The sequence below is a fragment of the Halomonas lysinitropha genome, from assembly GCF_902500215.1.
GTDB classification, from domain to species: Bacteria; Pseudomonadota; Gammaproteobacteria; order Pseudomonadales; family Halomonadaceae; genus Halomonas; species Halomonas lysinitropha.
In genome coordinates this window covers 160236-184771 of record NZ_CABVOU010000046.1, presented here as the reverse complement: position 1 = coordinate 184771, position 24536 = coordinate 160236, and the positions used below count along the sequence as shown (strand labels likewise).

Here is a 24536-nt window from a genome sequence, read left to right as displayed (position 1 = left end):
CCTGGCCTGCTGCGTTCAGGCCTCCTGGCGCTCGGCTCCCTCGCTGAAACCGAAGCGCTCATGATGGCGCTGCTCGCGATAGCCCTCGAGCAGCCGCACGTAGCGCCGCGGCATCTGCTCGCCGTCGCGAATGACCAGGTGCAGGGTCTCGTGGACCGGCTGGGACAGGGAGAGCTCCTTGACCTGGCGCTGCCAGGGCGAGGTCTCCAGCACCACTCGCGAGACCACGGTGAACCCCAGCCCGCGAGCCACGGCATCCAGCACCATGCTCACCTCGTTGGTAAAGCCCTGGCGTGGGAAGTGGCTCATCGAGCGGAAGTCGGGAAAGTTGGTCTTCAGCAGGGCACCGGCGTGATCCTCCCCGCCCGAGTAGCTGATGAAGCCGATCCCCATCAGGTCGGCCAGGCCGTTGCCGGCGAAGTCCGCCGGCACCACCAGACAGAGCGGTTCCTGATGCCAGGCCTCGCAGTCGAGGTCGGGATGGCGTACGACCTCGGTGACGATCCCCAGGTCATGACGACCGCTCAGTACGCCTGAGACGATCTCGGCATTGAAGGCGAAGCTGTAACTTACCGTGAGACCGGGCTGCATCTGCTGCTGGCCGAGGATGAAAGGATAGAGCATCAGGCCGACACTACCCGGGGAAGCAAGGCGGCACTCGCCACTGTCCAGGCTGTCGTTGTCCAGGGAGTGGCGGAACTGCTCGTGCTCGGCGAACAGCTTGAGGGCGTAATCGTAGGCACGCCGTCCACTCTCGGTAAGGACGAAGCGCCGCCCCTGGCGATCCAGCAGCGGCTTGCCGAGATACTCCTCGAGCTTGCGTATATGCTGACTGACCCCGGGCTGGGTCATCTCCAGACGGCGAGCGGTTCGCGTGAAGCTGCCGGTCTCGACCAGAGTGATGAAGGTGCGGAAATAGCGGGCATTGAACATGGGACGTCACGTCGCGGGCAAGGGCCTGGCAGGCAAGGATTCTACCAGTTCGCCGTCGGGGCCGCAGCGATGCCGGCCGGTGGCCCGGCGTGGTAGCATCCGGGAACGCACAACGCCGTGATGACGATCAGGAAACGCCAAGGATGCCCGACACTATTTCCACCACCATCTCGCCGGAAGGCAGCCTCGAGATCCTCTCGCAGCAGGAGGTCGAGCGCCTCCACGACACCTCGAAGAGCGGCCTGCACGATCTGCTGCGCAACTGCTCGCTGGCGGTACTCAATTGCGGCAATCTGACCGATGATGGCCTTGCCCTGCTCGAGACCTACCGGGACTTCGACATCGAAGTGCTGCAACAGGACCGCGGCGTGCGCCTCAAGATCACCAACGCCCCCGCCGAAGCCTTCGTCGACGGCAAGATGATTCGCGGCATCCGCGAGCACCTCTCGGCGGTGCTACGGGACATCGTCTATGTCTATAACGAGATCCAGACCCGGCATCGTTTCGACCTGGAGACCGCCGAGGGCACCACCAATGCGGTCTTTCATATCCTGCGCAAGGCCGGGACCCTCAAGCCGGGACGCGACCCCAGCCTGGTCGTCTGCTGGGGCGGCCATTCGATCTCCCGTGAGGAGTACGACTACACCAAGTCAGTGGGCTATCACCTGGGACTTCGCGAACTGGACATCTGCACCGGCTGCGGGCCCGGTGCCATGAAGGGACCCATGAAGGGTGCCAACGTGGCCCATGCCAAGCAGCGTCGCACCCAGGGGCGCTACCTGGGGGTCTCGGAGCCCGGTATCATCGCGGCCGAAGCGCCCAACCCCATCGTCAACGAACTGGTGGTGATGCCCGACATCGAAAAGCGCCTCGAAGCCTTCGTGCGATTGGGGCATGGCATCCTGGTGTTCCCGGGCGGTGTGGGCACCGCCGAGGAAATCCTCTACCTGCTGGGCATTCTGCTGCATCCCGACAATGCCGACATGGAGCTGCCGCTGATCCTTACCGGTCCCGCCGATTCTGCCGACTACTTCAAGCGCATCGACGAGTTCCTTGTCTATACCCTGGGAAAGGAGGTGCGTCGGTTCTACCGCATCATCGTCGATGACGCCGTCGAGGTGGCCCGCACCATGCGCAAGAACATCGATACGGTGGCCGAGTATCGCCGCACCCGCCAGGACGCCTTCTACTACAACTGGCGCCTGACCGTGGCCAGAGACTTTCAGGAGCCCTTCGAGCCCACCCATGAGGCCATGGCCGGCCTGGCGCTACACCGTGACCAGCCGGTACACGAGTTGGCCGCCAATCTGCGCCGCGCCTTCTCGGGGATTGTTGCCGGCAACGTCAAGGAGCAAGGCATCCGCGCGATCGAAGCCCATGGCCCCTTCCGTCTGCACGCCGAGCCCGAGCTGATGGCCCGTCTCGACGAGCTGCTGGCCTCCTTCGTCATCCAGGGCCGCATGAAGCTCGCCGGTGACTATGTGCCCTGCTATACGCTGGGGTAGGAACAAGGGGCAAGGGCAAGTACTGTGCGCACACACTCTGACAGGCAACAAGGCTGTCTTTGTAGGGTTTCCTTGTGACGTGCTCCTTGAACCTTGTTGCTGGGGCCGAGTTCAGCGAGGCACCCTGACCCACAGCCCCAGGGCATGCAGCAGCAGCCCCAGGGTGGCGCCATGGGAGACCAGCAGCTCCCAGCCGAAGAAGTCGCTGATCAGGGTGTGCCAGGCCGCCATCACGACCAGGCCCAGGCCCAGACAAAGTCCCAGACGACGCATCAGCGCGGGAAGGCGCGAGCGTGCCTCCGCGGGGAGCAGCCGCCACTGTAGCAGGCACACCACGGCCACCACCGCCAGGACCATCAGCATCAGCGACAGGTGTGTCTCGTACCCACCGGCCAGATAGCGAGGCAGGGTCGCCAGTAACAGCACCACGAGCCCCAGCAGCAGACTGAAGCGCTCAGGCGTCGGCGTCGCGCCCACGTCAGGCCACCTTCAGCTGCTGGTCAGCGATCCACTGTTCGACCCAGGGCAGGGCCTCGTCGTCGGCCATGAAGGTCTCCATGGCATCCACTTCGAGGCGTTCGCCCAGCCGCTTGGCACCCTGCCCCTCGAGCAGCGCATCGAGATGCCGTCCGGCACCGCAGAAGGTCTCACCGTAAGAACTGTCACCCAGGGCGATGAGCCCATAGCGCAGCCCGTCGAGGCCGGGACTCTGCGCCTCGAGGTCGCGGGCGAAGGGCACGATGTTGCCGGGCAGGTCGCCGCTGCCAGTGGTCGAGGTGCAGAACAGTGCCAGGTCGGTGGGCGAGCCGACAAGGTCGTCGAGGGTCGGCTGATCGAAGATGGCCACCTCGTAACCGGCCTCCTCGAACAGCGGCTTGACCTGCTCGGCGACATCCAGGGCACCGCCGTACATGGTACCTACAAAGATCTTGAGCATGGGCATGTCGTGGAATTACCTGAGAATTTCGGTCGGATATTAGCATGGGGGTGTGGCATGGGGCCACGCCTGGCCGCCTGCAGTGTCGTCAAAGCCCGAGTATAATGGTCGGCTTTCCCCCGGACGTGCACGGAGGCATCATGCAGCAGACCTTCGAGACCTGGATCACCCCGATCATGATCGGTGGCCTGATCCTCTTCATGGGCTTCATCATCTGGGACCTGGCGAAGAAATCCCAGGCCGGCCGCTTCGGCACCATCATGCTGTTCGTGGTGCTGGGCGCCGGGATGCTGGGCTATATCCTGAAGGTGGTCATTACCTGGGTATTGGAGAGTGGCAACGGCGTCTGAGCACCCGACGGCGTCTGACCATGAGGGCGTCTACGAAACGATAAATGACGCCACTCCTTGGAGTGGCGTCACGCGTGGTCAGCAGGAAAGTCAGTGGACCTCGCCACGATACTCCTCGACCTGACTCTTGAGCTTCTGCCCAGGGCGAAAGGTGACCACACGCCGTGCCGAGATCGGAATCTCCTCGCCGGTCTTGGGATTTCGCCCGGGGCGTTCGCGCTTGTCGCGCAGATCGAAGTTGCCGAAACCCGAGAGCTTGACCTGCTCGTTCTCGCGAAGGCAGCCGCGTATCTCCTCGAAGAAGGCCTCCACCATGGACTTGGCCTCGCGCTTGGAGAGGCCAAGTTCGGCGTGCAGATGTTCGGCCAGTTCCGCCTTGGTCAACGCACCCATGTTGTCATCCTCATGGCGCTGGTCCTGTCGATCGACGAGAAGCACGACGTTCAGGCACGCAATTCCGCTCCCAGGTGCTGCCGTGATTCCGCGACGATGACATCAACCAACTGATTGATTTCCTCGTCATTGAGCGTGCGCGATGGATGCTGCCAGGTCAAGCCCAGCGCCACGCTCTTGAGGCCATCCGGCACTCCCTTGCCCTGATAGACATCGAACAGGTGGGATTCCACGAGCCACTCGCCGGCCTCGGCCCGGATGGTGTCGAGCAGCGACTGCACCGGCAGCTCCTCGTCAACCAGGAAGGCCAGGTCGCGACGCACTTCGGGATGGCGCGACAATGGCGTGAAGGCCGGCACCCGACCCTGAGTCAGGGCATCCAGGCGCACCTCGAAGAGCAGGGCGTCAACCTTGAGACCCAGTGTCGCGCGCACTGCCGGATGAAGGGTACCGATCCAGCCGGCCTCTTCGCCATGATGCAGGATGCGAGCGCACTGACCGGGATGCAGCGCCGGATGCTTGCCGGGTTCGAAGCGCCAGGCCTGGGGCTCACCGAGCGCCAGCAGGCTCTCCAGGTCGCCCTTGAGATCGAAGAAATCGACGGGCTCCCGGCCGCCGGCCCAGCCTTCCGGCTCGCGGGGGCCGCAGACCAGCGCGCCAAGCATCGGGGTCTGGTGCAGATTGTCGAGGTCACCACGGAAGGTGAGTCCCGTCTCGAACAGGCGCACCCGGCTCTGCTGGCGATTGAGATTATGCTGCAGGGCCCGCACCAGCCCCGGAAAGAGGCTCGCTCGCATCACCGACAGGTCGCTGGAGATGGGATTGGCCAGCGTCGGCGACACCGCCTCGGGATGCAGCACCTGCTGCAGCTCGGGGGCGACGAAGCTGTAGGTCACGGCCTCCTGGTAGCCGCGCGCAACCATCTGGCGACGCAACCGTGCCAACGGCGTGTGTGCTTCGTGGGCCGAGCGCAAGGCCAGGCGAACCAGAGGACGGCGCACCGGCAGACGATTGTAGCCGTGAATGCGCGCCACCTCCTCAATCAGATCTTCCTCGATGGTGATATCGAAGCGCCAGCTGGGAACCTGCACGGTCCAGACCTGACCGGAGTCCTCGACCACCAGGCCCAGGCGCTCGAGAATCTCGGTGACCTCCTCATGGGGCAGCGACTTGCCCAGCGCCTGCTCCAGGCGCGAGGCCCGCAGGCTGGTCCGACGGCCGTCAGGAAGGTGTGGCTCACTTGCGACCTCGACCAGCGGCCCTGGCGCGCCACCGGTGATCGCCAGCAGCAGGGCGGTGGCCCGCTCGGCGGCTTCACGAGCCAGGCAGGGATCGACACCGCGCTCGAAGCGGTGCGAGGCGTCGGTATGCAGGCCATAGGCACGCGCCTGGGCGGCAACCGCCAGCGGCGAGAAGAAGGCCGACTCGAGGAAGACGTCGCGGGTGTCAGGGCTCACACCCGAGTGCTCACCGCCCATGACGCCGGCAATGGCCAGCGGAGCACGTTCGTCGGCGATCACCAGGGTAGCCGCGTCCAGGGTAATCTCCTGGCCGTCGAGCAGCACCAGCTGCTCGCCTTCCCGGGCCAGCCGCACGACCACGCTACCGTGCAGGTTGGCGCGATCGAAGGCGTGCAGCGGCTGGCCGAGTTCCAGCATCACGTAGTTGGTAACATCCACTACCGGATCAATGGCGCGGATGCCGCTGCGGCGCAGTCGCTCGACCATCCACAGCGGCGTCTCGGCGGTGACATCGATGCCCTTGATCAAGCGACCGATGTAGCGCGGACAGCGCTCTGCGTCCTCGACGCGCACCGGAAAGGCTTCCTCGTGAGCCGGGCTCACGGGAGCCAAATCGGGTCCCTCGACGGCAAGACGATTGAGCACCCCGACCTCGCGGGCCAGCCCCTTGACGCTCAGGCAGTCACCACGGTTCGGGGTCAGATCCACCTCGATGGTGTGGTCATCCAGGCCCATGAAGGTACGGACCCCCTCGCCCACCGGTGCGCTGGCAGGCAGCACCAGAATCCCGGCAGAGGCCTCCTCCTCGAGGCCAAGCTCGGACGCCGAGCAGATCATGCCGCGAGACTCGACGCCACGCAGTCTGGCCTGCTTGATGGTGAAGTCGCCCGGCAGTACCGCCCCGACACGGGCGAAGGGCACCTTCTGTCCCGCGGCCACATTGGGCGCTCCACACACCACCTGGACGATCTCGCCACTGCCGTCGTCGACCCGGCAGACGTTGAGCTTGTCGGCATCGGGATGGGGCGCCTTGCCGATCACTTCCGCTACCACGACCTCGCTGAAGGTGGCAGCCACCGGCTCCACGGCATCGACTTCCAGGCCGGCCATGGTGATCTGGTCGGCCAGTGCCTGGGTGGAGAGTGCCGGTGAGACCCAGTCACGCAGCCACTGTTCGGAAAATTTCATGTCAGATCCTATCGCTGTGTTCTGCTCATCCGGTGGTCGATCAGGCGAACTGCCTAAGAAAGCGCAGGTCGTTGTCGAAGAACAGCCGCAGGTCGTTGACGCCATAACGCAGCATGGCAAGGCGCTCGGCGCCCATGCCGAAGGCGAAGCCCGTGTAGCGCTCGGCATCGATGCCGGAGTGGCGAAACACCTCGGGATGCACCATCCCGCAGCCCATCACTTCCAGCCAGCCGCTATGGGAGCAGACCCGGCAGCCTTCGCCACTGCACATCACGCACTGGATGTCGACCTCGGCCGAGGGCTCGGTGAAAGGGAAGTAGGAGGGCCGGAAGCGCACCGCGAGGTCATCACGCTCGAAGAAGGCGTGCAGGAAATCCTGAATAGTGCCCTTGAGGTCGGCGAAGCTGACGTCTTCATCGACCAGCAATCCTTCGACCTGATGGAACATGGGAGTATGGGTCAGGTCGGAATCGCTGCGGTAGACGCGCCCGGGACAGACGATACGGATCGGCGGCACGGCCTCCTTCATGGTCCTAACCTGCACCGGCGAGGTATGGGTCCTCAACAGCCGGGTGGCATCGAAATAGAAGGTATCGGCCATGCCCCGCGCCGGATGGTGGGCAGGAATATTGAGGGCCTCGAAGTTGTGGTAGTCGTCCTCGATCTCGGGACCGACCGCCACGTCATAACCGATGCGAGTGAAGAGTCCCTCGATGCGCTCCAGGGTCAGCGTCACCGGGTGCAGGCCACCGCTGGGCTGGCCACGTCCCGGCAGCGTCACGTCGAGTCGCTCGGCCGCCAGGCGTGCCTCGAGCGCCGCCTTTTCCAGCGCTTGACGCCGTGCGTCCAGCTCCTGACTCAGGGCCTGCTTGGCTTCGTTGATGCGCTCACCCGCGGCCGGACGCTCCTCGGCCGACAGTTTGCCGAGCCCCTTGAGCAGGGTGGTGATCTCGCCCTTCTTGCCGAGATAGCGAACGCGCAGGTCGTCCAATGCGGCCAGACTGTCGGCGGCGTGGATGGCGTCGCGGGCCTCGGCAACCAGAGTGGGAAGATGGTCCATCCGTTGAACTCCGAAGTCTTTCAAAAAAGCGGTCGTAAAAAAAACAGGGGAAGAGCGGCTGCTCTTCCCCTGCGACGATCATGGTCCGGCGACGTATACCGCGGCCGAACAAGGGTCGACGTCCCTTACTGGGCAGCCTTGGCCTTCTCGACGATGGCGGCAAACGCCGCCTTCTCGTGAACGGCCAGATCGGCCAGCACCTTGCGGTCGATCTCGATGCCGGCCTTCTTCAGGCCACCGACGAAGCGGCTGTAAGACAGGCCGTGCTGACGGGCACCGGCATTGATGCGCTGGATCCACAGGGCACGGAACTGGCGCTTGCGCTGGCGACGGTCACGGTAGGCATACTGACCGGCCTTGATGACGGCCTGCTTGGCCACGCGGAAAACGCGGCTGCGAGCACCGTAGTAGCCCTTGGCCTGCTTGAGAATCTTCTTGTGACGACGACGGGCGACAACGCCCCGCTTGACACGAGTCATGACTTACTCCTGACGAAAAGTGTGTTCACCCAAGGGGTTACAGGTTCGGCAACATCCGCTGGATGAGCGGCTTGTCGGCGTCATGAATCTGCTTCATACCGCGCAGCTGACGCTTCCGCTTGGTGGACTTCTTGGTCAGGATGTGACTCCGAAACGACTGCTTGTGCTTGAAGCCGTTGGCCGTCTTCTTGAAGCGCTTGGCAGCGCCACTGTTGCTCTTGATTTTCGGCATGAGGTCAACTCCGCTCGAGGTTTCTTAAGAAAACCCGCGGCCGACGGAAGGCCTTGCTGTCTTCCGCCCGTTGGACTGGCCATCGGATCACTTCTTCTATTACTGCTACTGCTTCTTCTTGGGGGCAATGATCATGGTCATCTGGCGCCCTTCCATCTTGGGGAAGGACTCCACGGTCCCGATCTCCTCGAGATCGGCGGCGATCCGCTCCATCAGCTTGCGGCCGATGTCCTGGTGCGCCATTTCGCGACCGCGAAAACGCAACGTGACCTTGCCCTTATCGCCACCTTCGAGAAAACGGATCAGATTCTTCATCTTGACCTGATAGTCACCCTCGTCGGTGCCAGGCCGGAATTTCACTTCCTTGACCTGGATCTGCTTCGTCTTCTTCTTCTGAGCAGCCTTCTGCTTCTTCTGCTCGAAGACGAATTTGCCGTAATCCATGATCTTGCAGACGATCGGATCGGCATTGGAAATCTGCACGAGGTCCATACCGGCCGCTTCGGCTCGCTCCAGCGCTTCGCTGGTAGGCACGATGCCCAGCTGCTCGCCGTCGCTGTCGATCAGGCGAACCTGATCCTCGGTAATCCGCTCGTTCATGGGGGGGCGCTTGTCTTGAACACGCCCTCTTGGGTTGCTTCGCTTGATGGTTCCGTCTCCACTTCAGCTTGGGAAGATGTCGTTATTGCCGCTCGGCCCGAACACGATCGATGAAGGCATCCACCCCCATCGTACCAAGATTCTCGCCACTGCGCGTACGCACGGCCACCGAGTCGGACTCGACTTCCTTATCTCCCACCACCAGGAGATAGGGGACCTTCTGCAACGTATGCTCGCGGATTTTAAAGCCGATCTTCTCGTTCCTCAAGTCCGACTTGACGCGCAGACCGACTTTCTGCAAACGCTCCACCAGCGAGACGGCATAGTCGCGCTGGGCATCGGTGATGGTCATGACCACCACCTGCTGGGGCGCCAGCCAAAGCGGCATGGCCCCGGCATAGTGTTCGATCAGGATACCGAGGAAGCGCTCGAAGGATCCAAGGATAGCGCGATGCAGCATCACCGGGGTCTTGCGGACACCGTCCTCGTCAACGAACTGGGCCCCCAGCCGCCCCGGCAGATTGAAGTCGAGTTGCAGGGTACCACACTGCCAGACCCGGTTGAGGCAGTCGCGCAGAGAGAACTCGATCTTGGGCCCGTAGAAGGCGCCCTCACCCGGCTGCAGATCCCAGTCAAGACCGGTGGCGTCGAGCGCGGCCTCGAGACCGGCTTCGGCGCGGTCCCAGAGTTCCGGCTCGCCCAGGAAGTCGTCGTCGGGTCGCGTGGAGAGCTTGAGTTCCACGTCATCGAAGCCCAGCTCCCGGTAGACCTTCATGGTCAGGGCAATGAAGGCCTCGGCCTCGGACTGGATCTGGCCCTCGGTGCAGAAGATATGCGCGTCGTCCTGGGTGAAGCCACGCACCCGCATCAGACCGTGCAGCGCACCGGACGGCTCGTTGCGGTGGCAGCTACCGAACTCGGCCAGGCGCAGCGGCAGGTCCCGATAGCTCTTCAGCCCCTGGTTGAACACCTGGACGTGGCAGGGGCAGTTCATCGGCTTGACCGCGTAGTCGCGCTTCTCCGACTCGGTGGTGAACATCATGTCGCTGTAGTGCCCCCAGTGGCCGGAGGCCTTCCACAGCGAGAGATCGACAATCTGCGGTGTCTTGATCTCCTGGTAGCCATTCTCCACCTGCACCCGACGCATGTACTGCTCCAGCGCCTGATAGATGGTCCAGCCGTTGGGGTGCCAGAACACCATGCCCGGCGCCTCTTCCTGGAGATGGAAGAGGTCCATCTTCTTGGCCAGCTTGCGATGGTCGCGCTTCTCGGCCTCCTCGAGCCGCTTGAGGTAGGCCTTGAGCTGCTTCTTGTCGGGCCAGGCCGTGCCGTAGATGCGCGTCAGCATCGGGTTCTCGGCATTGCCCCGCCAGTAGGCACCGGCCAGCTTGGTCAGCTTGAAGGCCTTCAGGTGCCGAGTGTTGGGCACGTGCGGCCCCCGGCACATGTCCACGTACTCCTCGTGGTGGTAGAGACGAATGGTCTCCCCCTCGGGAATCTCGCGCACGATCTCCTGCTTGTAGGGCTCCTCGCGATGCAGGAAGGTCAACATGGCCTGATCCCGATCGACGTACTCCCGCACCACGTCATACTCATGGTCGATCAGCGCCATCATGCGGGCCTCGATTACCTCGAGATCCTCAGGGGTCACCGAACGACCGAAGTCGACGTCGTAGTAGAAGCCGTCCTCGATCACCGGGCCAATGGCCATCTTGGCCTCGGGATAGAGCTGCTTGACGGCATGGCCGATCAGGTGGGCGCAGGAGTGGCGGATGACCTCCAGCCCTTCCGGATCGCGGGCGGTAAGAATCGCCACCTCGGCGTCTCGGTCGATGATATCGGCGGCATCCACCTGAACGCCATCGATCTTGCCGGCTACGCACGCCTTGGCAAGGCCGGGGCCGATGCTCTCGGCCAGTTGCATCACGGTGAGAGGGGCGTCGAAGGATCTCTGACTGCCGTCGGGCAGAGTCACGATGGGCATGAAGGGTTCCTTGTGCGCAGTGGTGATCCATACCAGGGATCACGTGTCGCCAGAAGAATGGTCGTGGAAAAACGACGCCTAGCCTAGCAGAAGCGCCCCCTGCGGCGCCATGGGCGCGCAGGGGGCGCAACACAAGAGAAGGCGCCCAAAGGCGCCTTCTCTCGATATGCCGTCAGCCCCGGAACTCGCCCGGGGCCATGGATCGGATCAGAGCAGGATTACTCCCACTCGCCCAGTTCCACGCGACGGTTCTCGGCACGACCCGCATCGGTATCGTTGCTGGCCACCGGCTGGGACTCACCGTAGCCGACGGTGCGCATGCGCTCGTGATCAACGCCCTGGCTGGCCAGGAAGTCAGCCACGGAGTCGGCGCGACGCTGAGACAGGTCCTGGTTGTAGGACTCGCTGCCCCTGGAGTCAGTGTGACCCTCGATGCGGACGCGAACATTCTCGTTGGCACGCAGCTTCTGCGCCACGCCAGTGAGAATCTGCTCGGCGCCCATGGTCAGGGTCGCGGAATCGAACTCGAAGTTGACGTCACGCAGCACCAGGTCCTCTTCGCAACCCAGAGCGTTGACCTCGACACCGGCCGGCGTGCCAGGACACTGGTCCTGGAAGTCCGGAACACCATCGTTGTCCGAGTCCAGCGGGCAGCCCACGGCATCCACGGCCACGCCAGCCGGCGTTCCCGGACACTGGTCATTGGCATCGATAACACCATCGCCGTCGGTATCGCGAGGCTCAGGCTCGGGAGCCGGCGAGGTGTCGGCACAGAGCATCGCACCGATGGTGGCACCCGCCGTGGTGCCGAGGGCTGCGCCAGTATCCTCGTCGGAATCGCTGCCAGCAGCATAGCCGAGGCCGCCGCCGATCAGCCCGCCGGCCAGGCCGCAAACGAACGGGTGCATGGAACTGTCAGACGTCGCACCCCCATTGGATTGAGAGGCAGAGCTGGCGCAGCCTGACAGGCCGACCACCAGCGCGGAACCGAGCAACAAGCCAGTCGTGGATGTTTTCATGTAAGACTCCTTCTTATTGACGACATCCCGGTGTGACAGGTCAACGCCTTCGTCATCCGGGGTTCCGAGGAATGACCCGAGGAAAGCGGTCCCCGACCCGCTTCCTGCACCTATCAAGAAAGCACGAAAGCGCTCTCTCATCCAGTGCGCCCTCCGATGACACAGGTCTAAAGCCCTTTATCAGCCATCGATAAGACTCGACAAGCTTGCAGTACAGACCCGTCGGATGCAATCAAAGGATTGTACGCTATCGCACGAAAAACCTATTCGACTCGTTTCGCGCAAGCAAAGCAGGCGATCAGTGCAGACTGCCAGGCCAGCCGCGGCGAAATTCCACCACTGCCGCCGCAGCCTTGAGGACAGGCTCGCGGAACTCCTCCTCCACGGCCAGCCGCTCTCGATCCTCGCGCATGCGGTCGCGTGGGCTGAGTGCCTTGCGAGCCGAATGGGTATGCAGGTGGCGGGTACGACGATGCACCTCGTCGAAGGCCTGGAAGTCAGGGCGTTCGGTCAACCTCTCGTCGAGAATTTCCAGCAGCACCTTGCAGCGCCAACTGCCTTCGGTGATGTCGACCTGGTCCTGCGCCAGCGCCGCAGCGACTATCTCGAGGTTCTCGAGACAGTTGCGATGGGCACGTTGCAACTCCTCTTCCCGGAAGGCCTTGCGCTTCCTCACCTCTTTCCAGAGGGTATAGGCATAGGCTCCGAGGCCGACGATGATGGCCACAGCCAAACCGAGTAGTGTAAGTGCCAGCGTGGTACTCATTGACGAATTCCAGTCGATTCTTTACATGTACAAACATTATACACGGCCAAGGCGCCTTTCCAAAATAGCGGAACAACCGGCACAGGGTTGCTCAGCATGAGGGATGCCAATACGGCGGCCACCGTCATGAAACTCGCCATCGAGTGACTGCTCCCGCCCTAGTAGGCGGGAGTTCTCGCGGTTTTTTGCTGACTGGTGATAGGCCGACAACGCCCAGGAAGCAAGGAGCCCGGCCAGATTGCCGGGCTCTTGCCTGAAAGAAAGATCCGGTCCGGCAAATCCTCAGGCGGCCAGCATCCAGGCGGTGCTGTAATGATCCAGCAGCAATACACCGAAGACGCCCAGAATGTAGCGGATGGAGAACCAGAAGGCCGCCAGGGGTGCCTTCGGATCATGGCCTCGCCAGACCCGCCAGTTCCACATCATGAAGCGCAGGTTGAGCGCCATCACCCCCACCAGATAGAGCTCACCGCTCATGCCGATGGTGAAGGGCAGCAGGGTTACCGCCACCGTCAGCCAGCCATAGAGCCACACCTGCAATCGCGTGAACGCCTCGCCATGAGTAACCGGCAGCATCGGTACGCCGGCACGGGCGTACTCATCGCGCTTGTGAATCGCCAGCGCCCAGAAGTGAGGCGGCGTCCAGGCAAAGATGATCAGCATCAGTAACAAGGGTTCGGGGCCCAACTGACCCGTGACTGCCGTCCACCCCAGCAGCGGTGGCGCAGCCCCCGCCACCCCGCCAATGACGATGTTCTGGGGTGTGGCATGCTTGAGGAAGGCGGTATAGATCAGCGCATACCCGATCAGCGACCCCAGGGTCAACCAGGCCGTCAGCAGGTTGACCTGCCAGGCCAGCAGCCCGATGCCACACGCCGAGAGCAGCGTCGCCCATATCAGGGCCAGCGGCGTGGGCATGCGCTGGGTCGCCAGCGGCCGACGGGCGGTGCGCAGCATCAGCGCATCCAGGCGACGGTCGACCACATGATTGAAGGCCGCGGCGCCTCCGGCGGCCAGGCCGATGCCGATCAGACCGAATACCACGGCGGCGGGGTCCGGCAACGGCGCCGCCAACAGCATGCCGACTAGGGTGCAGACCAGCATAACGGCCACGACCCGGGGCTTGCATAGCGTGTAGAGGTCTCGCCAGCCCCAGCCGGCAAGATGGCCAACCGTTCCACGCTCCATCATGACCTCAGACATGCGCCAACTCCTCTTTTGTTGCAGTTTTATCCGGGTCCGACCGCTCCTCGGTTACCGAGTCCTTCGACCAGCGCCAGTGCCACAGAGACAGGGTCATGGCCACGACCATCAGCACCGCACCCGCAGTATGCAGCAGGGCCAGCCACAGCGGCAGCCAGGCCAGCACGTTGGCAATGCCGATCACCACCTGAACAGCGTAGGCCCCGGCCAGCAGTGCCAGCCATGGACGCATGCTCGCCGCCTGCCAATGACGCATGCCAAGTACCAGCAAGCTCAGGCCCAGGACCAGGGCGCCGAGCCGATGGCCGACCTGGATGGCAGTGCGTGCCTCGGCATGCAACTGGCCGTGCAGGTAGTTGGGCCCCACCATCTGAGTCAAGTGGAAGCCCTCGCTCCAGTCCATCGCCGGCCACCACTGGCCATTGCAGGTGGGAAATCCCTGGCAGGCAATACCGGCATAGTTGCTCGAGGCCCAGCCACCCAGCGCCAACTGCCCCACCAGCAACAGCAAGGCCAACCCCCACAGCGGCGTCAGCCGCCGGCGCGGCACTGCAGGACCCGCTCCGGACGAGAACCGGCGCAGGCGCAGATGCAGCCACAGGAACAGCACCATCACCGTCAGGCCACCGAGCAGGTGCAGGGTCACCACCTGAGGCCATAGCTTGAGCGTCACCGTGAAGGCCCCGAACGCGCCCTGCATCAGGATCACCGCCAGCAGCACCAGGCTGTTGACCCAGGGAAACCCCGCTTCACGGCGCCAGCGCGCGCCCAGTACCACCAGGGCGATAACCAGCAGTCCCAGGGCCGAGGCCAGATAGCGGTGAACCATCTCCACCCAGGCCTTGGCGGATTCCAGCGGCACCTCGGGGGAGTGTGCCAGGGCGCGTTCGGCATCCGGTACCACCAGGGCCCCGTAGCAGCCCGGCCAGTCGGGACACCCCAGGCCGGCATCCACCAGTCGTGTCCAGGCCCCCACCAATACCACCACGGCGGTGAAGACAACCCCTGCCAGGCTCAGCCCCACCAGCCAGCGAAGACGTCGGCCCTCATCTGCCAGCAAAGCGCTACTCGTCATCGGCGCCGCCTCCCACCACGCTCGAGGACTGGTCGAACCGGGCCATGGGAGGCTCGGGGTTCATGCGCAACAGGCGTCGCAGGTCGTCGAGCACGTCGGCAGTCGCGACATCCGGGGCGTAGCCGAGCACCGGACGGCCCTCGGGGTCGAGGAGCCAGAGACGATGGGGAGAGCGCCAGCCGGCCTCTCCGGTCCACCGAGCAACGGCAGCGCCGGGAAGCGGCTCGCCGCCACCGCCGATGCGCAGGCGACTGACCCGGTCGGCCTCGCGCCCCAGGGCACGGTGCAGGCGCCACCAGCGGTCGGCATTGTCGTCACAGGCCTCGGGGCAGTCGAAGGCCAGCAACCAGTCGCTCTCCCCCTGTTTCTTCGCGGACGTCAACGGCCACTGTGACAGGGGGGGCAGCGAGAGTTGCAGCTCGCCATGGGCCGTGCGCTCCTCGGGAATCCCGATGCGCCACTCCACCATGCCCCAGGCCACGGCCACCGGCAGCGCGAAGATCGCGAAGAAGGCCAACAACTTGAGACGCTGGCATGCGGCATGTGTCATCGGGGAGTCTCCTCGTTGGGGATGGATATCGGACCAGGGCGGCGTGACTGGCGCCGCGCGCCCACCAGCATGATCACCAGCGCGGCGAGGGCCAACCCCCACCACTGAAAGGCATAGCCCAGATGGCGCTCCGGCGGCACCACGCTGGGCTGCCACCAGGATTCAAGATGGCCCGGCCCCTGCTCGAGATGCAACCAGCCGGGATGTGCAAATGCCTGTTCCAGGTCCCAGGCCGAAGGGTCGATACGCTGCAAGCGTTTGCCCTCCCGGTTGGGGCCGAACAGCGGTGCCGACTCGCCGGCCGTCTGCCAGCGACCCTCCAGGGTCACCCCGCCGGCGGGCGTCTCGACGGACGGATCGTCACGGCTGGGGCCGGTCGGCATGAAGCCACGCTGGACCAGCCACAAACGTCCATTGACGTCGCGAAACGGGGTCAACGGCGCCACCCCGAGGCGGCCCTCATGGGTGCGGTTGTCGAGGAACAGGGTCTGATCGGGAAGATACTCGCCATCCAGGACCAGCTGAGAGCCCGTGGGTGGAGCCGTCACCGGCGCTTCGATACGCGGCGCTGCCGCCAGGCGAGCCAGGTAGTCACGCTTGTCGGCGGCACGCTCCCACTGCCATAGTCCCAATGCGAGGCCCAGCACCACCAGGCAGGACCAGAAGCCCCACCAGCCCAGCCGGCGGGTCCCTGAAAAGCCACGATGCCCGCCCGATGTCGATTCTTCCTTGGAGCCGTGAATGTTACTCAAGATCTTGATTGCCCTTGTCTTCCTGGCCATGGTCACGAGCCTGGCAATGGGTGCCGGCTTCCTGATCCGGGACGGCAGCCGCTCACGACGCGTGCTGATCTCCCTCAAGGTTCGGGTTGCTCTTGCCGCCCTGCTGCTTGCCCTGCTCGGCTACGGTTATACCCTGGGCGGGCTCGGCGGATGATCAGGAGGTGGCTGAAAGCGCGGGATCAGAACACATAGACGAAGAGGAACAGCCCGATCCACACCACGTCGACAAAGTGCCAGTACCAGGCCGCCGCCTCGAAGCCGAAATGGTCGTCGGCCGTGAAATGCCCACGAAACACCCGCCACAACATGACGGCCAGGATAATGGTGCCGATGATCACGTGCAGCCCGTGGAAGCCGGTGAGCAGAAAGAAAGTGGCGCCGTAGATGCCCGCCTGCAGGGTGATGCCGTAATGGGCGTAGGCCTCGTAGTACTCCACTCCCTGGATGGTAATGAAGCAGAGGCCCAGCAGCACGGTCACGGAGAGCCAGAAGCGGGCACTGTCGCGAAACCCCTCCTTGAGCCCCTCATGAGCGATGGTCAGGGTGATGCTGGAAGAAACCAGGATCAGGGTATTGACCAGCGGCAGATGCCAGGGGCTCAAGGTCTCTCTAGGCCCCTCGATATCGGCTCCCGGGGGATTGAGCAGGGGCCAGCTAGCGGTGAAGTCCGGCCACAGCAGAGACGCCACCCCCTTGGCGCCCTCACCGTCAAGCCAGGGCAGCGCAAAGGTCCGCACGTAGAAGAGCGCCCCGAAGAACGCAGCGAAGAACATCACCTCCGAGAAAATGAACCAGGCCATCCCCCAGCGGAAGGAACGATCCATCTGGGCGTCGTAGAGACCGCCACGTGACTCGAGCACCACATCGCGGAACCACAGCGCCATCACCGCCAGCACGCCGACCAGGCCGAGCGCCATCACCGGCATGCCGGCCGATCCGTACACCAGCACCGTGCCGGTGCCGATCATCATCGCCCCCAGCGCCAGCGACGCCAGAATGGGCCACTTGCTGGACTCGGGAACATAGTAGCTGCCACCGCTCATGCGCTGTCTCCTTCTTCGATCGGCCCGCGGGGCAACACGGCTGCCTGCGCCGGCTGCACGGGATAGAGGGTGTAGACCAGGGTCACCGTCTTGATGTCGGCCGGCAGATCCCGAGTCAGTTGAAAGACCAGCGGTGCCTCCAGGCGCTCGCCACCTGCCAGGCGCTGCTCCTGGAAACAGAAGCAACTGAGCTTGCGCAGGTGCACCGAGGCTTCCGAAGGGGACACGCTAGGCACTGCCTTGGCCCGACTGGCCTCGCCACCCCGGTTACGGAAGGTAAAGAACACCTCGTTGCTCTGCCCCGGATGCACCCTAACCTGGCGTGTCTGTACATCGAGCTCCCAGGGCAGGCCGGCGCTGGCACGGGTAATGAACTGCACTGTCACCATCCGCGAGGTATCGACTTCCTCGTGCACCAGCATCTGGGCAGTGTTGCTGGTCTTGCCGTTGAGGCCGGTGACCTCGCAGAAGACGTCGTAGAGCGGCACCAGCGCGAAGGCGAAGGCGAACATGCCGGCCAGCACCACCAGGGTGCGGGTCACGGTGCGGCGCACCCCTTCCCTGTTCGTTGCCTGCTCATTGGACATGCCGCTCTCCTGCGTCACTGGCGACGCGATTCAATGCCGATCGGGATGAAACTCCGGAGGTGTCTCGAAGGTGTGCAGCGGTGCCGGGCTGGGCACGCTCCACTCCAGATCCTCGGCCCCCTCCCAGGCCTTGGCCGGCGCCTTCTCACCACCGCGAACACACTTGATGATCACCAGCACGAACAGCAGCTGGGAGGCGCCAAACAGGAAGGCGCCCAGGCTCGCGGCCATGTTGAAGTCGGCGAACTGCAGAGCATAGTCGGGAATGCGTCGCGGCATGCCGGCGAGCCCCGAGAAATGCATCGGGAAGAAGGTCAGGTTCACGCCGATCACCGACAGCCAGAAGTGCCACTGGGAGAGCCGCAGATGGGGGTAGTGCCCGGTCCACTTGGGCAGCCAGTAGTAGGCCCCGGCCAGGATCGCGAAGAGCGCGCCGGGCACCAGCACATAGTGGAAGTGCGCCACCACGAAGTAGGTGTCGTGATACTGGAAGTCGGCCGGCGAGATGGCCAGCATCAGCCCCGAAAAGCCACCGACCGTGAACTGCACCACGAAGGCCAATGCGAACAGCATCGGCGGCTCGAAGCTGATGGAGCCGCGGAACATTGTCGCCACCCAGTTGAAGATCTTCACCCCGGTGGGCACCGCGATCAGCATGGTGGTGTACATGAAGAACAGCTCCGCCACCAGTGGCAGACCGACCACGAACATGTGGTGCGCCCAGACCAGGAACGACAGCAGGGCAATGGCTGCCGTGGCATAGACCATGGAGGCGTAGCCGAAAAGCCGCTTGCGGGAGAAGGTCGGGATGATCGCGGAGACGATGCCGAAGGCCGGCAGGATCATGATGTAGACCTCGGGATGCCCGAAGAACCAGAACAGGTGCTGGAACAGCACCGGATCACCGCCGCCGGCCGCATTGAAGAAACTGGTGCCGAAGTTGATATCCATCAACATCATGGTGATCACCCCCGCCAGCACCGGCATCACCGCGATCAGCAGGAAGGCGGTAATCAGCCAGGTCCAGACGAACAGCGGCATGTCCATCATGCGCATCCCCGGGGCGCGCAGATTGAGGATGGTGGCAATGATGTTGATGGCGCCGAGGATCGAGCTGATGCCGGCGATATGCAGCGAAAGGATAAAGAAGGTGGTCGACGGCGGCGCATAGGTGGTCGAGAGCGGCGCATAGAAGGTCCAGCCGAAGTTCGGCCCACCCCCCGGCATCAGCAGGGTACTGAGCAGCAGGCCAAAGGCCACCGGCAACAGCCAGAAACTGAAGTTGTTCAAGCGCGGGAGGGCCATGTCCGGCGCGCCGATCTGCAGCGGCACCATCCAGTTGGCCAACCCCACGAAGGCGGGCATGATCGCCCCGAACACCATGATCAGGCCATGCATGGTGGTCATCTGGTTGAAGAACTCGGGTCTCACCAATTGCAGGCCGGGCTGGAACAGCTCGGCGCGCACCACCAGGGCGAAGATCCCCCCGATGAAGAACATCGTCAGTGAGAAGATCAGGTAGAGGCTGCCGATCTCCTTGTGGTTGGTCGTTAGCAGCCAGCGCATCAACCAGTGGGGCTTGGCATGACCGGGCTCGGCCACGCCACCGGCGGTGGCCGTGCTGTGCTGCGGGGTCGGCTTGGGTGGCAAGTGGAAAGCCATCGGAAATCTCCCTGTTAGCCATCACGAAAGAGAAACGGAAAGGCCGGTCACTCACCCTGCTCGGCGAGTTGCTCGGCGATTTCCGACGGTTGCACGCTATCGCCTGAATCGTTGCCCCAGGCATTGCGTTCGTAGGTGACCACGGCGGCGATCTCCACTGCGCTGAGGGTGTTGCGGAAGGATGCCATGGCGGTTCCCGAGACGCCGTTGACGACTCGGTCAATATGCCAGTCGATATCCTCGAGCATTGCCTCGTTGCCGGCCAGTGCCGGGAAATTGCCGGCTCCTTGACCATCCGCCTGGTGGCAGGAGGCGCACACCGCACCATAAGTCTGTTCGCCACGCGCCATCAGCTCGTCCATTGACCACTCTCGGTCAGCACTGGACGCCTCCTCCTCCGCGGCCTGCTGGCGCTCGGCCAGCCACTCATCGAAGCGTTCCTGCTCGACGGCCTCGACCACCACCGGCATGAAGGCGTGGTCCTTGCCGCAAAGCTCAGCGCACTGACCGCGGTAGATACCGGGCTCCTCGATGCGTACCCAGTTCTCGTTGACGAAACCGGGGATGGCGTCCTGCTTGACGGCCAGATCGGGAACCCACCAGGAATGGATGACATCATCGGAGGTCAGCAGCAAACGGACCTTCTGCCCCACCGGCAGCACCAGCGGCTTGTCGACCTCGAGCAGGTAGTGCTCCCCTTTCTCACCAGTGCCATCGATCTGCTCGCGAGGCGTGCCCAGGTTGGAGGTGAAGGCGACATCCTCACCGAGATACTCGTAGCGCCAGCGCCACTGCTGGCCGGTGACCATGACGTCGAGATCGGCCTCGGAGGTGTCGTACATGTTTTTGAGAGTGGCGGTGGCAGGAACCGCCATGCCGACCAGGATCAGCAAGGGGATCGCCGTCCAGATCACTTCCACGCTGGTATGTTCGTGGAAGGTGGCGGCCTTGGCGCCCTTGGAATGACGATAGCGAAAGAGCGAATAGAACATCGCACCGAAGACGATGACCCCGATGATCACGCAGATCCAGAAGATGATCATGTGCAGGGAGTAGATGTCACGGCTGAGCGCCGTGACACCGACGGGCATGTTCCAGCCATTGGCCAGCGCAACCGGGGTCAAGGCGGCGCTGGCCAGCCCCCCCGCCATCCACACGAGCAACGTGCGCATCGGCGCCTCCTCGGGTCATTGTTGTATTAGCGGGTTCTTAGCAGTGAATATTATAGGGATGCGCGACAGATCGTCACCCCTGCCACCTGCGGGCAGGTAAACGGGGAAATCAACGCTCTTCGCTCATCGTGCGGCGAGTACCGCCACGAGCGCCACCAGCACCACGAACACCAGCCCCACAAGCAACCCCGCCGCAATGAAGATCCCCGGCCGATTGGAGGCGAAATCCTCGCGACGCCGCGAATCTTTCTGCACCCCCAGAAAGGCCGCCAGCACCGATTTGATCGCTTGCCACATCTCGGCTCACCTCCTTGTATTGCCATCGACTGCTTTCGACCCTAGCTTGTGGACTCTAGACCATGCCACCCGGATCGGTCCGTAGAGGCATTCCACGCTTGCCGAGGGATGAGATACCACTTTCGCTGCAACGCATTAAGCTGCATTCATCTTCTATACTCAAAGTGAGAGTTGAGCAGGTTCCAGCGTCCCGCCTGGAATCCTGAACGGAAACCGAAGGAGACCGACCATGACCAAGCAAAAAGACACTACCGCCAACCCCGCCCTGACTGCGGCCGCACCAATGATGGAGTGGTGGCAGAGTCAGTTCACTCAGGGGACCACTCCGATGACCCGCATGCAACTGGCCTGGATGCAAAGCATGGCCGATACCATGCAATTCGAGGCGCAATTCCTCCGGGCACTGGCGGAGAGCGGCCAGAAGATGGCTGAATCCCTGAGCGGCGATACCCCACAGACACCGGCCGAGATGCAGGAACGTTACCAGCAGCTTGTCTCCGATCTCACTGAAGCCCAGATGGAGCGCATGAAGAAGGCCACTGAGCTCTCCAATGATTTCCGCCGCCGCGTCTGGGAAGAGGTCTGAAACGGCCTCGAGGGAAACCAGAACCCAAGGGAATCCGGAACAAGCAAGGGGCGGCAGAAGCGAACCTGCCGTCCCGTTCGGTCTGGCCGGGTAGCACATACCCCGAGCCAGTCCGCGGAAAACCGGACCGCCAAGCTCAGCCGAACCCGAAGAGCCGAGTGATCAGCGGCAACAGGAAGGCCGTCAGCAGGCCCGTCAACCCCATGGCCAGGCCGGAAAAGGCACCGGCCACGGCCCCCAGACGAGCAAAGGCGTGAGCGGTGCCGAAACCGTGGGCCGCCAGCCCGAGAGTGAAGCCCTGTACCTCCGGGTCCCTGATCCCCAGCAGACGAAAGATCCAGGGACCCAGGGCGCAGCCGATCGAGCCGGTCAACAACACCAGGCCGGCGGCCAACGAGGGTATACCGCCTATCTGCTCGGCGATGCCCATGGCGATCGGCGAGGTCACGGAGCGCGGCGCCAGGGAAAGCAGCGTTTCGGTGCGCGCACCGAGCAGCATGGCCAAGCCCAGGGTGGAAACAACCGCCGTGACGATTCCCACGCCGCACGCCAGAAGCAGCGGCCACAGCAGACGGCGTACCCGCTCGCGATGATCATACAGGGGGATCGCCAAGGCCACCGTGGCCGGCCCCAGCAGGAAATGGATGAACTGAGCCCCCTCGAAGTAGGTGCGGTACTCCATGTCCGCCAGCAGCAGCAAGGCGATCAGCATGGCGATGGAGAGCGTGACCGGGTGAAGCAACGGGGTGCCACCCATGGCGCGATTGATCTTCACCGCCAAGGCAAAGATCAGCAGGGTCATCAGCAGCGAAAGAAGCGGATTACCCGAGAGATAGACCCACAGCTGATCGAGGGAGGCGACATTCATGCCTTGTCTCCTGGCCGACCGTTGCGTCGGGCATGGCCATGCTGCAGGCGCTGCAGCACCCAGGCCGTCACTCCCAGGGTCAATGCCGTGGACGCCACCAGGGTCACCGCGATTGGCCAGAGATCGGCACCGATCAACTCGAAGTGAACCATCAGCCCAACCCCGGCCGGCACGAACAGCAGCGTCAAATAGCGCAGCAGCCCCTCCCCCGTCAGGCGCAGGCTCGCCGGCACCCTGCCGCGGATCATCAACGCCACCAAGAGGATCACCATACCGATCACCGGCCCCGGTATCGGCAGCGTAAGCCCCCTTGCCACCAGCTCTCCGGCAAACTGGCACGCCAAGAGCACACACATTCCCATGATCAATGGCATAACCGCCCTCCTCTAGGCAGTTCATCGACAAGCAGATTCTCGACACCATCAGTGTGACAGAAGCGGCAGGATCCGGGGCCTCGCCGAGTCAACCCCTCAAGCATTTGAAAAGGAAGCGCAAAAGAGACTTTTCATTTGCCCTGCAACGCGCTAGTATACGCCACGTTCTCGGGAGCCAGGGGCCACAGGCCGGGCAGCCCGAAAGCCGCATCGGAGCGTGGCGCAGCTTGGTAGCGCGTTGCAATGGGGTTGCAAAGGTCGCAGGTTCGAATCCTGTCGCTCCGACCAGAAATATCAGGAAAAACCGCCACTTACGGATCATAACCGGGTGGCGGTTTTTCGTTGTGTTTCCATCAGAGCTATCAGCGGCCATGGCCGAAGATGTTGGAAGACTCTCGAAGGCGATGGCTAGAATGATCAGCAGGCTTTCCTACCCGAGGTGCCCCCATGCCCCACAGCGAGAAAACCATCCTGGCCTTCGACCCGGCCGGCAACGAGTACTTCATCGACATGTTCGTCAGCGTCAGGGATCTCAGTGACCTGCAACACACCGGGGCCATCAGCGACGGGCCCTCCTCCTTTCGAACCCGGGAGGGCCACTCGGTCACCCATCTCGGGGGTGGCGAGTTCGCGGTGATGGTGCCCGGGGAGGAGGAGGCGATTACCGTCAGGACGGAAGATCCTGACTTCGTATGAGGGATTACCGTACGCCGCGGTGGCCCGCTTTCTTGGATCGCCGCCTCTGCATGATCTGAATCATGCAGAGGCGGCGAAATCAACTGCCCCCTCGGCGAGAAGGCTATAATTCGATAGAGTCCATCCCCATCCCGGCAGCGCCCACCGCACAGGAGGGACAACACCATGAACCGGACGACGCATCACGTAGTACCGAATGCCAAGGGAGGCTGGAACGTACGCAGAGGCGGCTCTCGAAACTGTCGGCATTTCGCTACCAAGAAGGCCGCCGAGGCCTATGGCCGGCAGGTCAGTTTCAACCAGAAGACCGTGCTGGTGATTCATCGCGATGACGGGAGTTCGCCTTCCTGCAACGTCCAGGATTAGCCCCGACCACCCACAACAGAGGCCTGGCTCGGCAGCGCTGCTGATGAGATCATCGCCCGAGGGCATGTCACGGCCCGGGAGCTACCGAATGATCCACATCCGCCCCTACCAGCCCGAGGACTGGCCGTCCCTGTGGGCCATTCTCGAACCGGTCTTCCGCGCCGGCGAGACCTATGCGGTGCCCCGCGACATCAGTGAGCAGGACGCCCATCGGATGTGGATCGAGCTGCCCCGTGCCGTACGCGTGGCCGTCGATGACGCCGGCGAGTTGCTGGGCACCTATTTTCTCAAGGCCAACCAGGCCGGCCCCGGTGACCATGTGGCCAACTGCGGCTATGTGGTCGCCGAATGGGCCAGAGGTCAGGGCCTCGCCGGGGATATGTGCCGGCATTCCCTGACACTGGCCCGGGAGATGGGTTTCCTTGCCATGCAGTACAACCTGGTGGTGGCCAGCAACGAAGCGGCTATCCGGCAATGGCTGAAGCAGGGTTTCTCGATCATCGGTACCCTCCCCGGGGCCTTCCGCCACCCTTCGCAGGGCCTGACGGATGCCCATGTGATGTACCGGTTGCTGTGAACCATGCCCAT

At 63.5% G+C, this 24536-nt stretch carries 30 protein-coding genes and 1 tRNA gene; 8 read left to right on the top strand and 23 right to left on the bottom strand.

Going from position 1 to position 24536, the window contains the following annotated elements; genetic code table 11:
- Positions 1 to 15: 15 nt before the first annotated feature.
- Positions 16 to 933, bottom strand: a complete 918-nt coding sequence (locus HALO32_RS16780) for a LysR family transcriptional regulator (protein ID WP_151445035.1) — start codon at positions 931 to 933, stop codon at positions 16 to 18.
- A gap of 143 nt (positions 934 to 1076) precedes the next feature.
- Here HALO32_RS16780 and ppnN point away from each other — a divergent pair, with 143 nt between their 5' ends.
- Positions 1077 to 2438: a nucleotide 5'-monophosphate nucleosidase PpnN gene (ppnN, locus tag HALO32_RS16775; RefSeq protein ID WP_151445034.1), complete on the top strand. Its 1362-nt coding sequence runs from the start codon at positions 1077 to 1079 to the stop codon at positions 2436 to 2438.
- Positions 2439 to 2549: 111 nt separating this feature from the next.
- On the opposite strand, the gene HALO32_RS16770 is transcribed toward ppnN, so the two are convergent.
- Positions 2550 to 2915, bottom strand: coding sequence for a hypothetical protein (locus HALO32_RS16770; RefSeq protein ID WP_151445033.1), 366 nt, complete (start codon positions 2913 to 2915; stop codon positions 2550 to 2552).
- Between the two features lies 1 nt (position 2916).
- Complete coding sequence (locus HALO32_RS16765) at positions 2917 to 3381, bottom strand: flavodoxin (RefSeq protein ID WP_151445032.1); 465 nt, start codon at positions 3379 to 3381, stop codon at positions 2917 to 2919.
- A gap of 134 nt (positions 3382 to 3515) precedes the next feature.
- Here HALO32_RS16765 and HALO32_RS16760 point away from each other — a divergent pair, with 134 nt between their 5' ends.
- Complete coding sequence (locus HALO32_RS16760) at positions 3516 to 3725, top strand: DUF2788 domain-containing protein (protein WP_151445031.1); 210 nt, start codon at positions 3516 to 3518, stop codon at positions 3723 to 3725.
- Positions 3726 to 3815: 90 nt separating this feature from the next.
- On the opposite strand, the gene ihfA is transcribed toward HALO32_RS16760, so the two are convergent.
- The 13 genes from ihfA to HALO32_RS16695 all read right to left on the bottom strand — a co-directional run bounded on the left by ihfA (position 3816) and on the right by HALO32_RS16695 (position 16267).
- Complete coding sequence (ihfA, locus tag HALO32_RS16755) at positions 3816 to 4118, bottom strand: integration host factor subunit alpha (RefSeq protein ID WP_151445030.1); 303 nt, start codon at positions 4116 to 4118, stop codon at positions 3816 to 3818.
- A gap of 50 nt (positions 4119 to 4168) precedes the next feature.
- Positions 4169 to 6547 carry a phenylalanine--tRNA ligase subunit beta gene (gene pheT / locus HALO32_RS16750; protein WP_151445029.1) on the bottom strand — a complete coding sequence of 793 codons (2379 nt, stop codon included), beginning with the start codon at positions 6545 to 6547 and terminating at the stop codon, positions 4169 to 4171.
- Positions 6548 to 6587: 40 nt separating this feature from the next.
- Positions 6588 to 7607, bottom strand: a complete 1020-nt coding sequence (gene pheS, locus HALO32_RS16745) for a phenylalanine--tRNA ligase subunit alpha (RefSeq protein WP_151445028.1) — start codon at positions 7605 to 7607, stop codon at positions 6588 to 6590.
- 125 nt (positions 7608 to 7732) lie between these two features.
- Positions 7733 to 8086 carry a 50S ribosomal protein L20 gene (rplT, locus tag HALO32_RS16740; RefSeq protein ID WP_021817421.1) on the bottom strand — a complete coding sequence of 118 codons (354 nt, stop codon included), beginning with the start codon at positions 8084 to 8086 and terminating at the stop codon, positions 7733 to 7735.
- A 37-nt stretch (positions 8087 to 8123) separates the two neighbouring features.
- Positions 8124 to 8318, bottom strand: coding sequence for a 50S ribosomal protein L35 (rpmI, locus tag HALO32_RS16735; protein ID WP_132041111.1), 195 nt, complete (start codon positions 8316 to 8318; stop codon positions 8124 to 8126).
- A 105-nt stretch (positions 8319 to 8423) separates the two neighbouring features.
- Positions 8424 to 8966 carry a translation initiation factor IF-3 gene (gene infC, locus HALO32_RS16730; protein ID WP_267902502.1) on the bottom strand — a complete coding sequence of 181 codons (543 nt, stop codon included), beginning with the start codon at positions 8964 to 8966 and terminating at the stop codon, positions 8424 to 8426.
- 34 nt (positions 8967 to 9000) lie between these two features.
- The gene (gene thrS / locus HALO32_RS16725; RefSeq protein ID WP_151445026.1) at positions 9001 to 10902 is read right to left on the bottom strand and encodes a threonine--tRNA ligase; all 1902 of its coding nucleotides are present in this window, start codon (positions 10900 to 10902) and stop codon (positions 9001 to 9003) included.
- Positions 10903 to 11120: 218 nt separating this feature from the next.
- Complete coding sequence (locus tag HALO32_RS16720; RefSeq protein ID WP_151445025.1) at positions 11121 to 11921, bottom strand: OmpA family protein; 801 nt, start codon at positions 11919 to 11921, stop codon at positions 11121 to 11123.
- Positions 11922 to 12219: 298 nt separating this feature from the next.
- On the bottom strand, positions 12220 to 12687 hold the full coding sequence (locus tag HALO32_RS16715; protein ID WP_151445024.1) for a DUF2489 domain-containing protein: 468 nt from the start codon (positions 12685 to 12687) through the stop codon (positions 12220 to 12222).
- A gap of 282 nt (positions 12688 to 12969) precedes the next feature.
- Positions 12970 to 13890, bottom strand: coding sequence for a heme o synthase (locus tag HALO32_RS16710; protein ID WP_151445023.1), 921 nt, complete (start codon positions 13888 to 13890; stop codon positions 12970 to 12972).
- Positions 13883 to 14965, bottom strand: coding sequence for a COX15/CtaA family protein (locus HALO32_RS16705; protein WP_151445022.1), 1083 nt, complete (start codon positions 14963 to 14965; stop codon positions 13883 to 13885). The genes HALO32_RS16710 and HALO32_RS16705 overlap by 8 nt, the downstream gene beginning before the upstream one ends.
- Entirely contained in the window at positions 14955 to 15515 is a 561-nt protein-coding gene (locus tag HALO32_RS16700) for a hypothetical protein (RefSeq protein ID WP_151445021.1), read from the bottom strand. Before HALO32_RS16700 ends, HALO32_RS16705 begins: the two co-directional genes overlap by 11 nt.
- Positions 15512 to 16267, bottom strand: coding sequence for an SURF1 family protein (locus tag HALO32_RS16695; RefSeq protein ID WP_325063462.1), 756 nt, complete (start codon positions 16265 to 16267; stop codon positions 15512 to 15514). The genes HALO32_RS16700 and HALO32_RS16695 overlap by 4 nt, the downstream gene beginning before the upstream one ends.
- Between HALO32_RS16695 and HALO32_RS16690 the strand changes: the two genes are divergently transcribed.
- Positions 16257 to 16451, top strand: coding sequence for a DUF2909 family protein (locus HALO32_RS16690; protein ID WP_151445019.1), 195 nt, complete (start codon positions 16257 to 16259; stop codon positions 16449 to 16451). The two genes, HALO32_RS16695 and HALO32_RS16690, sit on opposite strands and share 11 nt — an antisense overlap.
- 25 nt (positions 16452 to 16476) lie before the next feature.
- Here the strand turns inward: HALO32_RS16690 and HALO32_RS16685 are convergent, their stop codons facing one another.
- The 5 genes from HALO32_RS16685 to HALO32_RS16665 form a co-directional block, all read right to left on the bottom strand.
- Entirely contained in the window at positions 16477 to 17340 is an 864-nt protein-coding gene (locus tag HALO32_RS16685) for a cytochrome c oxidase subunit 3 (RefSeq protein ID WP_151445018.1), read from the bottom strand.
- A complete protein-coding gene (locus tag HALO32_RS16680; protein ID WP_151445017.1) occupies positions 17337 to 17927 on the bottom strand; it encodes a cytochrome c oxidase assembly protein in 591 nt (196 codons plus the stop codon). The genes HALO32_RS16685 and HALO32_RS16680 overlap by 4 nt, the downstream gene beginning before the upstream one ends.
- Before the next feature lie 30 nt (positions 17928 to 17957).
- Positions 17958 to 19589, bottom strand: a complete 1632-nt coding sequence (gene ctaD, locus HALO32_RS16675; protein WP_151445016.1) for a cytochrome c oxidase subunit I — start codon at positions 19587 to 19589, stop codon at positions 17958 to 17960.
- Between the two features lie 47 nt (positions 19590 to 19636).
- Entirely contained in the window at positions 19637 to 20761 is a 1125-nt protein-coding gene (gene coxB / locus HALO32_RS16670) for a cytochrome c oxidase subunit II (protein ID WP_151445015.1), read from the bottom strand.
- 123 nt (positions 20762 to 20884) lie between these two features.
- Positions 20885 to 21058, bottom strand: a complete 174-nt coding sequence (locus HALO32_RS16665; RefSeq protein ID WP_151445014.1) for a DUF2970 domain-containing protein — start codon at positions 21056 to 21058, stop codon at positions 20885 to 20887.
- Positions 21059 to 21287: 229 nt separating this feature from the next.
- On the opposite strand from HALO32_RS16665, the gene HALO32_RS16660 reads away from it, so the two are divergent.
- Positions 21288 to 21644: a hypothetical protein gene (locus HALO32_RS16660; RefSeq protein WP_151445013.1), complete on the top strand. Its 357-nt coding sequence runs from the start codon at positions 21288 to 21290 to the stop codon at positions 21642 to 21644.
- A gap of 136 nt (positions 21645 to 21780) precedes the next feature.
- On the opposite strand, the gene HALO32_RS16655 is transcribed toward HALO32_RS16660, so the two are convergent.
- Complete coding sequence (locus HALO32_RS16655; protein ID WP_151445012.1) at positions 21781 to 22512, bottom strand: LrgB family protein; 732 nt, start codon at positions 22510 to 22512, stop codon at positions 21781 to 21783.
- On the bottom strand, positions 22509 to 22886 hold the full coding sequence (locus tag HALO32_RS16650; RefSeq protein ID WP_151445011.1) for a CidA/LrgA family protein: 378 nt from the start codon (positions 22884 to 22886) through the stop codon (positions 22509 to 22511). The genes HALO32_RS16655 and HALO32_RS16650 overlap by 4 nt, the downstream gene beginning before the upstream one ends.
- Before the next feature lie 211 nt (positions 22887 to 23097).
- Between HALO32_RS16650 and HALO32_RS16645 the strand changes: the two genes are divergently transcribed.
- The 4 genes from HALO32_RS16645 (at position 23098) to HALO32_RS16630 (ending at position 24525) form a co-directional block, all read left to right on the top strand.
- Positions 23098 to 23174: transfer RNA gene (locus tag HALO32_RS16645), tRNA-Pro, on the top strand.
- Positions 23175 to 23333: 159 nt separating this feature from the next.
- Positions 23334 to 23582 carry a hypothetical protein gene (locus HALO32_RS16640; protein ID WP_151445010.1) on the top strand — a complete coding sequence of 83 codons (249 nt, stop codon included), beginning with the start codon at positions 23334 to 23336 and terminating at the stop codon, positions 23580 to 23582.
- Positions 23583 to 23747: 165 nt separating this feature from the next.
- On the top strand, positions 23748 to 23948 hold the full coding sequence (locus tag HALO32_RS16635) for a DUF2188 domain-containing protein (protein ID WP_151445009.1): 201 nt from the start codon (positions 23748 to 23750) through the stop codon (positions 23946 to 23948).
- An 88-nt stretch (positions 23949 to 24036) separates the two neighbouring features.
- Positions 24037 to 24525, top strand: a complete 489-nt coding sequence (locus HALO32_RS16630; RefSeq protein ID WP_151445008.1) for a GNAT family N-acetyltransferase — start codon at positions 24037 to 24039, stop codon at positions 24523 to 24525.
- Positions 24526 to 24536 lie beyond the last annotated feature (11 nt).